The organism is Algoriphagus yeomjeoni, from assembly GCF_049821175.1.
Taxonomy (GTDB): Bacteria; Bacteroidota; Bacteroidia; order Cytophagales; family Cyclobacteriaceae; genus Algoriphagus; species Algoriphagus yeomjeoni_A.
Map to the genome: position 1 here is coordinate 3218060 of NZ_CP187512.1, position 13381 is coordinate 3231440.

Annotated in this window: 12 protein-coding genes; 6 read left to right on the forward strand and 6 right to left on the reverse strand. The window is 38.1% G+C overall.

What is annotated here, in order from left to right; translation table 11 throughout:
• Nucleotides 1-23 precede the first annotated feature (23 nt).
• The 6 genes from gldL to ACPUEN_RS13070 form a co-directional block, all read right to left on the reverse strand.
• Complete coding sequence (gene gldL / locus ACPUEN_RS13045; protein WP_425636349.1) at nucleotides 24-827, reverse strand: gliding motility protein GldL; 804 nt, start codon at nucleotides 825-827, stop codon at nucleotides 24-26.
• A 55-nt stretch (nucleotides 828-882) separates the two neighbouring features.
• Entirely contained in the window at nucleotides 883-1977 is a 1095-nt protein-coding gene (gldK, locus tag ACPUEN_RS13050; RefSeq protein ID WP_425636350.1) for a gliding motility lipoprotein GldK, read from the reverse strand.
• Between the two features lie 168 nt (nucleotides 1978-2145).
• Nucleotides 2146-3126, reverse strand: a complete 981-nt coding sequence (locus ACPUEN_RS13055; protein ID WP_425636351.1) for a PorP/SprF family type IX secretion system membrane protein — start codon at nucleotides 3124-3126, stop codon at nucleotides 2146-2148.
• A 76-nt stretch (nucleotides 3127-3202) separates the two neighbouring features.
• Nucleotides 3203-3976: a uroporphyrinogen-III synthase gene (locus ACPUEN_RS13060; RefSeq protein ID WP_111612390.1), complete on the reverse strand. Its 774-nt coding sequence runs from the start codon at nucleotides 3974-3976 to the stop codon at nucleotides 3203-3205.
• Nucleotides 3977-4008: 32 nt separating this feature from the next.
• A complete protein-coding gene (locus ACPUEN_RS13065; protein WP_425636352.1) occupies nucleotides 4009-5130 on the reverse strand; it encodes a DUF4271 domain-containing protein in 1122 nt (373 codons plus the stop codon).
• Nucleotides 5131-5132: 2 nt separating this feature from the next.
• On the reverse strand, nucleotides 5133-6821 hold the full coding sequence (locus ACPUEN_RS13070; RefSeq protein ID WP_425636353.1) for a BamA/TamA family outer membrane protein: 1689 nt from the start codon (nucleotides 6819-6821) through the stop codon (nucleotides 5133-5135).
• Between ACPUEN_RS13070 and hemW the strand changes: the two genes are divergently transcribed.
• The 6 genes from hemW to ACPUEN_RS13100 all read left to right on the forward strand — a co-directional run bounded on the left by hemW (nucleotide 6799) and on the right by ACPUEN_RS13100 (nucleotide 13372).
• Nucleotides 6799-8004 carry a radical SAM family heme chaperone HemW gene (gene hemW / locus ACPUEN_RS13075; protein WP_425636354.1) on the forward strand — a complete coding sequence of 402 codons (1206 nt, stop codon included), beginning with the start codon at nucleotides 6799-6801 and terminating at the stop codon, nucleotides 8002-8004. The two genes, ACPUEN_RS13070 and hemW, sit on opposite strands and share 23 nt — an antisense overlap.
• A gap of 13 nt (nucleotides 8005-8017) precedes the next feature.
• Complete coding sequence (locus tag ACPUEN_RS13080; protein ID WP_425636355.1) at nucleotides 8018-8329, forward strand: DUF721 domain-containing protein; 312 nt, start codon at nucleotides 8018-8020, stop codon at nucleotides 8327-8329.
• Nucleotides 8326-10533 carry a GAF domain-containing SpoIIE family protein phosphatase gene (locus ACPUEN_RS13085; protein WP_425636356.1) on the forward strand — a complete coding sequence of 736 codons (2208 nt, stop codon included), beginning with the start codon at nucleotides 8326-8328 and terminating at the stop codon, nucleotides 10531-10533. Before ACPUEN_RS13080 ends, ACPUEN_RS13085 begins: the two co-directional genes overlap by 4 nt.
• 3 nt (nucleotides 10534-10536) lie before the next feature.
• Entirely contained in the window at nucleotides 10537-10869 is a 333-nt protein-coding gene (locus tag ACPUEN_RS13090) for an STAS domain-containing protein (protein WP_425636357.1), read from the forward strand.
• 13 nt (nucleotides 10870-10882) lie between these two features.
• Nucleotides 10883-11284: an ATP-binding protein gene (locus ACPUEN_RS13095; RefSeq protein WP_425636358.1), complete on the forward strand. Its 402-nt coding sequence runs from the start codon at nucleotides 10883-10885 to the stop codon at nucleotides 11282-11284.
• Nucleotides 11285-11371: 87 nt separating this feature from the next.
• Entirely contained in the window at nucleotides 11372-13372 is a 2001-nt protein-coding gene (locus ACPUEN_RS13100; protein ID WP_425636359.1) for a peptidylprolyl isomerase, read from the forward strand.
• Nucleotides 13373-13381: the final 9 nt, after the last annotated feature.

A 13381-nucleotide genomic window follows, 5' to 3' on the forward strand; every position in this document is an offset into this window, starting at 1 on the left:
TTTTAAAATGAATTGAAGAGAAATTAACCTTTCATAGCGGATAGCATTCCACCATAGATCTTATTCAATGAACTAACGTTCTGATTCAATTTTGATAATTCTGTTTTGAAAGCTTGAGTTTCTTTACCTGCTTCAGTAAGACCTTCCATTGCAGCAGTCATGTTAGCATAGAATTTATTCAGAGTCTTAACATGGCTATTAGCATCTTGAAGTTCCATCTCGTAGACAGAATTAAGCGCAGAAAGATTTTTTGTTACAGTGACAACTTGGGTATGATAAGCCTTAGCATCTTGCGAAGCTGCGGACATTTCAGTCAGGGCAGCAGCAGTTTTGCTGTACGACGCATTCATGTCCACCAAAGTTTTAGCTGCAGACTTTACATTAGTAGCATACTCATTCGTTGCAACCGCTGCGTCTGATAAATTACCCATTTTCTCAGCTGAAGTAGCTAAATTTTGCATTCCTTTACCAAGGCTTTCAATCAATTCAGGACCCACTTTAGCTTTAGAAAGCATTTCATCTAACTTTTGAGAAACTTGATCTCCACCTGCAACTACTCTTTGGGCTCTTGGCGCTGCTGGTGCATCGCCTGCTAATTCAGGATATACTTTAGACCAATCCACTTCTTCAGATTTAGGTTCGAAAGCAGAAAGGAAGAAAATTAATGCCTCAGTACTAAGTCCTACACCAATCATAAGATTTGCAAATTGCCAATCTAAGATTTTGAACATTGCACCAAGAATAACTACAGCAGCACCAATACCGTAAACCTTCGGCATTATGCTGGAATAAAATTTTGCTGAAAACGAGTTGCTGTTGCTAGCCATGTGTTATAATGTAATTAAGGTTTTAAGGTATTTTATGTGTGGGGATAAATTTCTCTTATCTTCTTCTTCTTGTTGAACTTTTCACATCCATCGATCCAGAACGGCCAATGAATGTCATTTTAGTTCTAAAACCAATGTGAGCTTGAGCCACATCTTCGTATTCATATGTCCTTGTACTTGTTTCAAGGTAGTGGGCGATGTCCTTCCAGGATCCTCCTCTTACAACTTTCCTAGGCTCATTTGGATCTTCATATAGTGGATTCAAATCCCAGGTAATTGAACTAGAAGTTGTAGCATAAGCATCAAGTACCCATTCGGCCACATTTCCAGACATGTTATACAATCCAAAACCATTTGGTGCAAATACATCAACTGGTGCTGTATAAGGGAAACCGTCATCTATGTAGTTACCACGTCCAGGCTTGAAATTAGCCATTAAGCAACCTCTCTTATTCTTCAAGTAAGGCCCACCCCAAGGGTATTTAGCTACTTCCTTTCCTCCTTTAGCAGCGTATTCCCACTCTGCCTCAGACGGAAGTTCAAATGCAGGCCCATCAAAATCAACCTCGTCATTTGCTCTCATATGGTAAGTTCTCCATTCGCAGTATTTTTTAGCTTGATCCCAAGTAACACCTACCACTGGATAGTTATCAAATGCTGGATGATCGAAATAAAATTCCATCAATGGATCTCCATAATGATATGCAAAACTTGTAGACCAAACTGTAGTGTCCGGCTTAAGCTCATCATAATTTAATTGAGGAGGATCTTTTAAAGTTGTTGGAGTACCTGTTTCATATGTTCCGCTTTTGACGGCCTCTAAAAACTGACGATACTTGTTATTGGACACTTCATATTTGTCCATAAAAAATTCTGAGATGGTTATTTGCTTGTTCAATGCAGATTGCGAGAATGCAATATCTTCATCGGCTTGCCCCATCCAGAATGTCCCAGCTTTTACTGGAACCATATCATAAGGAAGATTTTGTTGCCAGTTTGTACGCTTAGGAACACCTGTTACTTCTCCTCTTCTATTCATCTTTTCACTAGCTGATCCTTTCTTACTAAAAAGACCACAACTAGGTAAAAGTGTCACTAGTGCCAACCCTAAAGTAAGAGGCAATAAGCGAACATTCATTTTTTTATACATAAATGACGTTTTTTCGTTCATCAAATAATTACGATGTGTAAAGTATTTTCAAGATTCGAAATTTAGCTGAATTTGGCACAATAATGCAAATAACCTGCCAAAATATGAGGTTTTGATATTAGTTTGTTTTCTCAACTCAACCATCGTTCCTATTGAATTTCAGCTAATTTAAAATCTAAACCTTGGTGTTCTTTGTATCACTCTTTGTACTTCCCTACTTACATTGGATAAAGCATATCGAAGCATAAGTTCATGACTTGTGGGAGATTTAGCTTCAACTCCACTAAACACCAAATCAAAGGCATATCCCAATTTCAAAGAATTATCTTTTAATAGGGTATAGCCTAAAATTAATGAAACTGACTCTTCTCCTCTAAACCCTATCCCCCCACTTATTTTATTCTGATGAGTAGCAATAACGCTAGCCTCATAAGAAAAATTATTAAATGATACTGATTTTAATAGAAAACTTGGCTCAATAACTAATTGACCGACCGGTCTAAACCTATATCCCAAGAGCAAATACGAATGATTTTTCAATTGATTTGCATAGGAACCATCTCCAAAATCAAAATTAGGCTCATTTATATGTCTACTACTGAGACCTATGTAATAATTTCGAGCATCTAGCAATAAGCCTGCCCCAAAATTAAAGTTCAATTGACTTTCTTTTCCAGCTACCGGTAGATTCGGTTCAGGATTAACAACAATTAGTTCTCCATAATCTAATGCACTGGAGAACATTCCAAAATACGCTCCTACACTTAAAGTTGATCTGTTGAGCTTTTTATGATAAGCCCCTTGTAAATTGACCTCTAAGTTACTAGTAGCTCCAATTCGATCATTGACAATGGTAAGACCATATCCAATATTTTTTCCTTCTATCCTTCCTTGACCACTCACCAACTGAGTCACAGGAGCTCCACCTTGACCTGTGCTGGTTGTGTAATTCAACCATTGAGAGCGATGCAGTGCTGAAAACCTCAAACCTCCATCTTTACCAGCGAATGCGGGATTATAATACATCCCGTTGTACATGTACTGAGTAAATTGAGGGTCTTGCTGGGCCATCAGCGAAGAAACCTCAAAAAAGAAGAACATGAGAAATGTGTATCTCAAAAAATATAAACTATGGCCTCTTTTAAACATTTTGTAGTGGTTTCGTCTAATATATTAGCTAGTGTAAGAATTTAAACTGAAAAACCACAGACTTAGGTTTTATGTTTTACAAATTATTTGCCTTTTTAATATAAAGCTCCAATGCACCAGTCATACTTGGAGCATTTGGCATAGGTGCCTCAATATCCAAAAACAAATCCAAATCTCTTACAGCTTGAGCTGTGGTAGGTCCAAAAGCAGCTATACGAGTGGCTCCCTGTTCGAAATCCGGGAAGTTAATTTTCAATGATTTAATACCTGATGGGCTAAAAAAGGCTAATATATCATACTTGACGTCAGCCAAATCTGACAAATCTGCTTCTAACGTATGATAAATGATAGCTTCTGTAAAGGCTATCCCATTTTTTTGCATGTATTCAGGAATATCGTCTTTGCGGATATCAGAGCAAGGGAAAAGATACTTTTCAGATTTATGTTTTTTAAAGTAATCAAATAAATCCTGTGCTGTCTTTTGACCTACGAATAATTTACGTTTTCGGATTACAATATACTTCTGAAGGTAATGTGCAGTTTGATCTGAAATACAGAAATACTTCATATCTGCCGGCATTTCGATTTTGAAATCTTTGCAGATCGCAAAGAAATGATCTATAGCATTACGGCTAGTGAAAATCACCGCAGTATGCTTCAAAATATCAATCTTCTGCTTGCGAAATTCCTTTGGAACTACAGGCTCAACCTTAATGAATTGACGGAAATCAATCTTCAAATTATACTTTTCTGCCAATTGTACATAGGGAGAATTCGCTCCCGCAGGGGCTGGTTGAGATACTAGGATACTTTTTACTGGTCTAAACCTGTCTTTGGTAACTGTGCTCATGCTTCTTTTATTCCTTTTGGTGATTATCGCAATTAATAACCCAAATCAAGCACCAATTTGGCCAAGATTAAAAAGGGCACTAATTCTGCGATGCAAAGGTAAGTAAATAAATGATATTTCTTAAAGCCGAGTCTATTCACCATAATTAGGAATAATCCTAAAATCCCGGAAATATAAATCCAGAAAAACCCTACAAATGATGCTTCTAAAGCAATCCTAATTGCTGAAAAATCATTAAGTAAAAAAAACGCGCATATAAAAATCAATACTATAGTCGCTATCACTACTAGGCGGAGCAAATAAAAAAAATGAGGGAACTCTAATTTACCTAAATCGAATAAATATGATAATATCCTGATAGCTGTAAACTTTAGTATAGTCAGCACTAAAAGCAAAAATGAACCTAACAACCATAAAACTGTAAGGGAAGTGAAATTCAATTCCATCCTCACTTCTAGCCATTCTTGACGAAAGATCACCATAGAGGTCACCATTGCTAGCGACAAAAGTGTATTAACAATAAATACGTATAACAAAATATCTCCTGAAAAAAACTTCTGTAAACTCCCACTTTCAGAGAAATCTTCTGCATTAAGCAGGGAAATAGGCTTGATCATCATAGCAAAAATGAAGGGGTATGCCAGTTTATACAAGGTGATCAATAGTAAGCAAGATATCATCGCAACGATAAAAAAATCACGAATACCTTGTCGATTAAAATCTCTTTTATTGGAGAAGAACCCTTCGCTAGTCGAAATTACGCCTAACGGCTCAGACTTCAAGATCTTCATCACACTTGCCTGTTCTGAAGAAATTCCATTCTTAAAAACTGTTAGACTTACTTTTGACTCAGAAAACACTCTTTTGAGCTCCGTCACCTGCTCATTAAACATCGTATCTCTTTCTGTAAAAAACCATAGTTTCTCACCAATAAAAACCACAGAATGATCTGGGAATTCAAATGAATAGTAGGCAAGCGGAAATGTTTCCAGGTCCAACTCTAAAATCAACCTATCATTTGAACTGAACCAAGTCTCTCGCTCCCCTTCTTGCCACATTGGATTGTAATCTTCCAAAACCTGAGCAAATGCTACTTCTCCTACTGTCAAAAGAAGTGTAAAAATAAATATTGACTTACTGATCAATTTTTTCATACTCAAAATCTGGCTAGATAGCCAAAATGTATCCTAGAATAGGAGAATTGTAAAGGTTGAAGGTTTGATTTCCCGACACCATAAATAAATCGAAAGATACCAGAACCAGTATCAAGATTGATCCCTGCTCCAAACGATATCGGTTTATCAATGGAAATTGCAAAGTACGGGTTTTCCAGAATGCCAAAGTCAGCAAAAACCATGAGAAATGAGTTTTCTCCAAAAAAAAGTCTTTGTTCCATATTCAGGTACCCGTAAAACTTTGCAAAAAAGTAATTCTCATTAAACCCACGGATGCTTTTCAAACCTCCCAAACGGAAAAGGTCGTTCAGAAGAAGGTTTTGATTTTGGGTAAAACCTCCACTTCCCTTTAACCATATTCCCCAAGTTGGTCTAACATACAAATGTTTTTCAATTTCCAGTTTGCCCAAGTATTGTGGGCTCTTCAAGTCAAGATTGTCATAAACCTCAGCCGGAAATCCTGTATTCTCTATAATCCTTTTGTTGCCTAGGGCAAATTCGCCAGTAATCAAAAAACCTCGTCTTGTGAAAACTGGAGAATCCCTTCTATCCCAAGACCAACCAATCCCATATTGGTTCCAGCGATAATCTGCTACCTCAGGTAATTCAGTCAATTCATCAAAAGCCTCAGTATTCAGCACATCGCTGGATTTCCTCCTAGTAAAAAATCGGAGATAACTCTCTTGGCTAATATGGTATCCAAAGTCCAAACTCAAGAATCTATTTAGAAAGGTAGAATCTTGCTTGAGCAAGCTGAATCCTACACTCACGTCAATTGGAGCATTAAATAAGAAAGACTCCTTGGCCGATATTTCCAGCGATTGAGTGGCTATATTCAGACGCTTCCAATGGAGAGCCACATCTCTTCCTTTACCACCCAGATGATATAATTCTAAATCCAACTGTCCCGTGATGAGCATCTTGCCTGGTTCATTCTGATTTGGAAGTAACCCGATTACTCCATCCAAAACATTGGTATTCCTATCTCTCAAAGTGAACGTGGGCTGTGCCTTTTGTATTTGAAAATCGACCTGTGGAGCTTGTGTCTGAACAAAATAAGGCGATCGAGTCAATGCCAGCGTTGCGGCGTCGAGTTGCTTTTGCGAAAAAGGAGTACCTGGTCGGATCCCAGTAGTATTTTGCAAATAATTTTCCTGGGTTTTTGTTTCGCCGGCTACTTTCAGGCTATCCCAAAGAATCAACGGACCTGAGTCAAAGTAAAAAACTGCTGAAAGCAAGTTTCCCCGACGCTGAATGCTATCAAGTTTAATTTGTGCAAATGGGAAACCCCTATTCTCAGCATTAGAAATAGCTTCTCTCATCCATCTGGTAGCGGAACTATATTCGGATGTGATAGGATCAATATTTTCAGAGAATTCCTTTGGAACATTGCCGAGAGAAATTGATTCCCAGCTATACTTTTCTCCAAGAACTATTTTCAACAGTAAGGAGTCTTTTGAAACTTCTTCCTTTTCCAAAAGAAGAGAAAGATAACCGAGGTTTTGAAATGATTGCTGCAATGAATCAAGATACTTATTCCCCTCTAGCTTATTGGAATATGAAGTCCAGTCCGCAGATTCCTGGACTGGCTCAGTAGTCCATTTGATCCAATATGCACCTTGGGCTTCGCATAGCTGTCCTCCGGCAATGAAAAAAAGAAAGAATGCCAAAAGGGAGGTTTTCAAAGGGATCTTAGGGAATGATTATATTCGCAAAATAATAGAATTCACTTTGGCTGGCATATACATCCATATTCCTTTTTGCAGGCAGGCGTGCCATTATTGCGATTTTCACTTCAGTACAAATCTTGATAGAGTCGAGCAGATGGCTGATATGCTTTGCCGGGAAATTAAAATGAGAGCTAATTACCTGCAGGGCATGAAGCTTGAAACAGTCTATTTTGGCGGAGGAACTCCTTCACTTTTACCTCCACTTCTGATTGAAAAAATACTAAATCAAATTTCCCTTTCTTTCAACTCTGACTGGAAGGAGGTTACGCTTGAGGCAAACCCGGATGATCTGAGTGAGAATAACTTAAACTCATGGAAAGGTCTAGGTATAGACCGATTGAGTCTAGGAATACAGAGTTTTGATGAGGAAGTATTGAAATTCTATAATCGAGCACATACTGCTAAAGAGTCTAAATCTGCCATAGAAAAAGCTAGAAAAGTAGGTTTCGAAAAATTCAGCCTGGACTTAATCTATGGTTTTCCCCAAGAAAACCATTCCCTTTGGAAACGCGATTTATCAGAGGCTATCAGTCAGAATCCTGGGCACATTTCCAGTTATGCACTTACCGTAGAACCTAAAACTGCACTTGGCAACTGGGTGAAAAAAGGTGATTTCAAACCAGCTGATGAAGATTTCGTCGCTGAGCAATTTGAAATCCTACAAGAACAAACTGAAAAAGCCGGGTATATACAATATGAGGTGTCTAACTTTGGAAAGCCTGATCAATTCGCTCTGCATAATACCAATTACTGGAAAGGTGTTCCCTACTTAGGAGTTGGGCCGAGTGCTCATTCTTTTGATGGACAAAATAGGGGTGCAAATCCCTCCAATAATTCCCTTTATTTGAAAAGTTTGGAAGGTCAGACTTTGCCTTTCATTATAGACAATCTTTCCGAAGACGAGAGACTAAACGAATACATGCTTACTGGATTGCGAACCTTGTGGGGAATAGATTTCGAAGAGATAAACCGGGTTTTTGGAAGAGATCTTCTGACTACGAAAAAAGTAATATTGTCTCAGATGGATTCTGAAGGCTGGCTCATTTGGAAGGATAAAAACCTATCTTTGAGCAAAAGCGGAAAGCTACTTGCAGACAGCATCGCAGCAGCACTTTTTGTTTAAGGTTAATGGAATTATGAGTAGAGACGGATATTATAGTAGAAAAAAAGAGGTTGCTCCACTTGAGTCAGCTTTCAACGATTTGCTGAAAGCATACCGTTTAGAAGGTAAATTCAAAGAAAAGTCTCTGGTTCATGATTGGCCAGAAATAGTAGGAAAGACTATTGCAGATCGAACTTCATCGGTTTTTATCCGAGACAAAAAACTCTTTGTGAAAATAAACTCAGGTCCGATCAAAAAGGAATTGCTAATGAATAAAAGCAAAGTAATTACGCTAATAGAAGAGAAGTACGGAACTGGAGTGATCGAAGACTTAGTCTGTATGTGAATTTATTTGATTCAGGATCTGAGCCCCTTCAATTTACACTTTTTAACAACTACCCGCATTCAGTAAGCTCTCTACCTTCATTTATTTCCAATCCGAATGAGTATTATTGTGGCAGCGCATTCATGATCAAACTACCGCAAATCCATATCGGAAAGCTAAGCCTGCTGCTCGCCATCCTCGTATGGCTGGGTTTGCTATTTGTGAATTTGGTCAGATTGGTAGGGATACTCAATGAGATGGATTCCGGAATTGCCATCGAATTTACGTGGATCTTGCAAATCCTATATTTTATTACTGTATACAGTTTTTATAAATATTCGATCAATAAAAGTACCCAAAGCGACTTTCTCAATCTCATCTGGCGAGGTGCGTCGACTGGAATATTCGCTGTTTCTGTCTATTTAATCATAGGTTTTTTTTACACGTCTCTGGGCGAAAGTAAACTCGCTGGAGATCCATTTCTCAAAACTTTCTTTTATCATGTCCGCTTTGGACTGATGACTATTTTTCTGATCTCTACCTCATTATTATGGCAGCATCTTATTCTTTACCAAAAAACTAAGCGAGTTGTAAAACAATGGCAGGCTTATGAAATTGCACTGCTTATAGCAATGTTCTTAGTGTTTTTTGATAGAGAGGCTTATGAATACAGCTTCTATTTTGGCATGGTCCTACTTGGGATCTTAGCAGTGATACTCTCTACTAATTTGAAATGGATTCCATATCTGACTTTCAAAGAGAAATGGAAATCACTTCTGTTCCTTGCCATTATAATTTTATCCATTAGCTACATACTTTGGTACACTATTACAGTGGATATGGAGTACGATTATTACCCAGCAAACCTCATGGGTAACTTATTCCTGATATCGCTTTTTTGGTTTATCCTGGTTTATGCCGTTCTCAGCTTTTTAGTAACATTATTTAACCTTCCAACCTCCTCAGTATTTGAGCAAAAGCTGACTGAAGCGATCAATTTCCAACGACTGAGCCAGTCTATACAGCCAGAAGAAAATGAGGAGCAAGTACTGGATATTCTTATGGACTCCTGTATGAGTGCTGCCTATGCCGATGCGGCATGGTTGGCAATGAAAAGTGATGAATTCCCAGAAGGTTATTTCCAGGAGAGATTTATAGATCGGAAGACAAGAGAAGAAATATCTGCATTGATCGAATCTCAGAAGACTATTCAAGATTGGGAGTCTGAAAAGCGACCAGATAATTTAAGCCCTATTAATCTTAGGATTGTTCACTCAAAATATGAATCTATCCTCCTAGTTCCTCTGGTAATCAATAAATCTGTTATTGGTAAAATCGTGCTGTGTAAGGAAGTGCGGGACGGCTTCAACAAGGAAATGTTGAACATCATTAGCACTTTTGGAAGGCAGGCTTGTATTGCAGTGGAAAATCATCGTTTGCTCAATCAAGCCATCCTAAATGAACGATACCAAGAAGAATTGAAAATTGCTCAGCGTGTTCAAAAATCCCTACTTCCTACCCAATTAGATCATAACGAGTACTTTGACATTTGCGCTTTTTCCAATGCAGCGGATGAGGTAGGTGGTGATTATTACGACACTTACAAGCTTGATGAAAATCGGTATGTATTGATTATTGGTGACGTATCAGGAAAGGGAACTTCAGCTGCTTTTCATATGTCTCAGATGAAGGGTATTTTCCAAAGTCTGATTCAGCTGAATCTTAGTCCCTCAGAATTTATGATCAAAGCGAATTCAGCACTAAGCAAATGTCTGGAGCGTAACCACTTTATCACTGCATCCATATTTATCATTAACACTGCAAAACAAACCATATGTCATTCTCGGGCAGGCCATGTTCCTACTTTAATACATAAGAAAAAATTAAACAAATCAGAGTATTTGGAGATTGATGGGTTAGGTTTGGGAATTTTAAGAAACAAGCAATATGAAAATCACGTTGTGGAAAGAACATTCACTTATCGGCCTGGAGACGTATTAGTCTTATTCACAGACGGGATAGTGGAAGCAAAAAACAACAAATCCAATCAATTCGGTTATGAGCGTGTTAGGACCTTATTGGAAGTTTACAACGAACTAAATCCACAAGAAATTCAGACTAAAATTATTGATTCACTACATGATTTTGTAGGTAGAGATAGATTGATTGACGATGATTATTCGATAATGGTAGTAAAATTTACCGAACATAATAAAGCAAGCTAAAAGATGCTATCAATAGAAACACAGGAAGAGAACGGCCATACTATATTGCTACTCAAAGGCGAAGTAGATGCTAGCAACTCAGTAATACTTGATGAAGCAATCACTAAAGTGGTTGCCGATGGTAGTAATTCTATTTTAGTCGATGGCGAAGGGCTAGAGTATATTTCTTCGGCAGGATTAGGCGTTTTTATGTCCTATTTAGAAGATTTTCAGGAAAAAAAGATTGATCTGAAAATCTATTCTCTTTCTGAACGAGTATATGAGGTTTTTAAAATATTGGGCTTAGATCAGTTGATGCGTATTTACCCAAACAAAAAAACTGCTTTAGAAAGCTGAAATGAAACATCAGATGAAAATATCCTGTCAAACAGCAGCACTTTCCGAACTGCGCGTCTTTTTAAAAAAGACTCTGGGAGAGTTACACCTGTCTGAAGTAGACCAGCTCCAACTTATCTTGGCAGTGGAAGAGGTATGTGCTAATCTGATCATTCATTCACACAAGTGTAATGCCCTAGACTTTATTCAGTTAGACATTAAACAAAATCCCGGAAAATTAATTTTTGAAATTACCGATGAAGGTAAAGCGTTCAATATGCTCGATTATGAGGTACCGGACCTAAATAAAGTTAAAGGAGATAAGCGAAAAGGAGGTTTAGGCATAATTTTGGTCAAGAAGATAATGGATGAAATTGAGTTTGATTCTACCAGAGGCACTAATACCTGTCGGCTGATCAAATGGTTCCAGTCCTAATTCATGTTAAAACCTTAGTATTCGGGACTTTTGACTTTAAATCCTAATAAATTTGTAAAATTGCATTCCAATTCTGGCATTCACCACATGACAAACCGAACCATTTCGGCATTTATTATCACATTCCTTGTAGCATTTGGATCCACCGCATCTGCGATGGCGTTTGTGCAATCGCCAAATCAGGGTGACCCCTTATTGACTTTGGGTGGTAAGCCTGTTGCTAAGGATGAGCTGATTTATTTATTATCTAAAGGAAATAAGTCTGAACCTGGTACTCCAGGGATGTCCAGAGACGAATACGAAGAAAACCTTGACCTATTTATTAATTACAAATTAAAAGTAAGAGAGGCCGAAGCGCGGGGACTTGATCAGACGGAGGAATTCACAAGAGAATTTGATTCGTTTAGAGAAAATCTAAAGGCTCCTTTCCTGATTAGGAACTCATTGGAAGAGGGAGAACTACGGAAAGCTTATTCAAGAATGCAGGAGATTATCCGTGCGAGTCACATTTTGCTTCAATTTCCGCCAAACGCAAAAAAGGAGGACAGTTTAATTGTTCTGCGGATGGCATTGAAAATTGAAGACGAAATAAAAAACGGAGGTAGTATTAATGAGTTGGCAGTAAAATATTCTGATGATCCTTCGGCTCAAGTAAACGAAGGTGACCTAGGTTATTTTACAGCACTTCAGATGGTTCAACCATTTGAAGACGCAGCATTTTCACTGCAACCTGGACAGGTTTCCGATCCCGTTTTAACCAATTTTGGCTACCACATTATCAATGTGAAGGACCGCCAACCGAATCCAGGACAAGTAAGGGTATCGCATATACTCGTAAGAATCGATGAAAATGCTGAAAATGGCGAAGACCTCGCTAAAAGAAAAGTAGCAGACATCTACACTGAAATTCAGAAGGAAAATACTATCTGGGAAGATATAGTGAAAAATTATTCCGAAGACCCTTCAAGTAGTCAAAAAGGAGGTATTCTTCCTTGGTTTAGCGTTGGGTCAATGATTCCGGAATTTGAAATGGCTGCTTTTTCGCTGACAGAATTAGGTGAAGTTTCCCCGCCTATCCGCACCAAATATGGGTATCATATTCTGAGGCTGGAAGACAAAAAACCAGTTGAAAGTTTTGAATCAATGGAAGAGAGTATTCGCTCTAGAATATTAAGAGATTCTCGTTCTACGATGATTCAGTCCCAGGTGATGGCGATTCAGAAATCCCGCTACAACTTTGATGAAAACGAACAGAATGTTGCCAAATTAAGAACTGAATTAAGCTCAACTTCTAAGAATGATGTTGCGCAAGTTGTGGCCGCTAAAGATTTAGCTAGTGACCAAATCTTTTCCCTACAGGGCAAAAGTTACGTCGCTCAGGATCTTGTCGATTATATAAATGAGCAAGAAATCAGAATTCAAACTAATGACGGGGTTTTTGATGCTTGGTATGAAAGATTTGCAGCTTCCGTATTAAATGAAGCTGAAGAAGCTGACTTGGAAGCAAACAATAAGGAGTACCAAATGCTCTTGAAAGAATACAGAGATGGTATCTTGTTGTTCTCACTCATGAATGAGGATGTTTGGCAAAAAGGTCTAATGGATTCAGTTGCACAAAAGGCCTATTTTCAAAATAACATTGAGAATTACCAGTGGGAAGAAAGAGTAAACGCATACATCGTCAAAGTTCTTGACATGACTCAACTGGATGCTGCTAGACAATTGCTTCAAGGAAAATCACTTTCTAATGAACTCATTTCAACTTTTGAGTCAAGCTATGAAAGCATCAATCCCTTAGCGTATCAAACTGAAGCTGGCACCATCGAATACGCTGAACATCCTGTCCTATCCAAAGCAGATATGGATTCAAACTACCAGGAAATAGAAGCTAATGGACATTTACACATTGTAATCTTAGGAGAAAAAACAAGCGCAGGACCTAAGGAATTCGAGGAAACTCGAGGATTGGTAATTCGAGATTATCAAGAATACTTGGATAAAAGTCTAGTTGAGTCTTTACGAAAGAAGTATCCCATCAAGATAAATCCAAAAGCTAAGGAAGAAACATTCATAGCTTTAAATCAATAATATTTTACA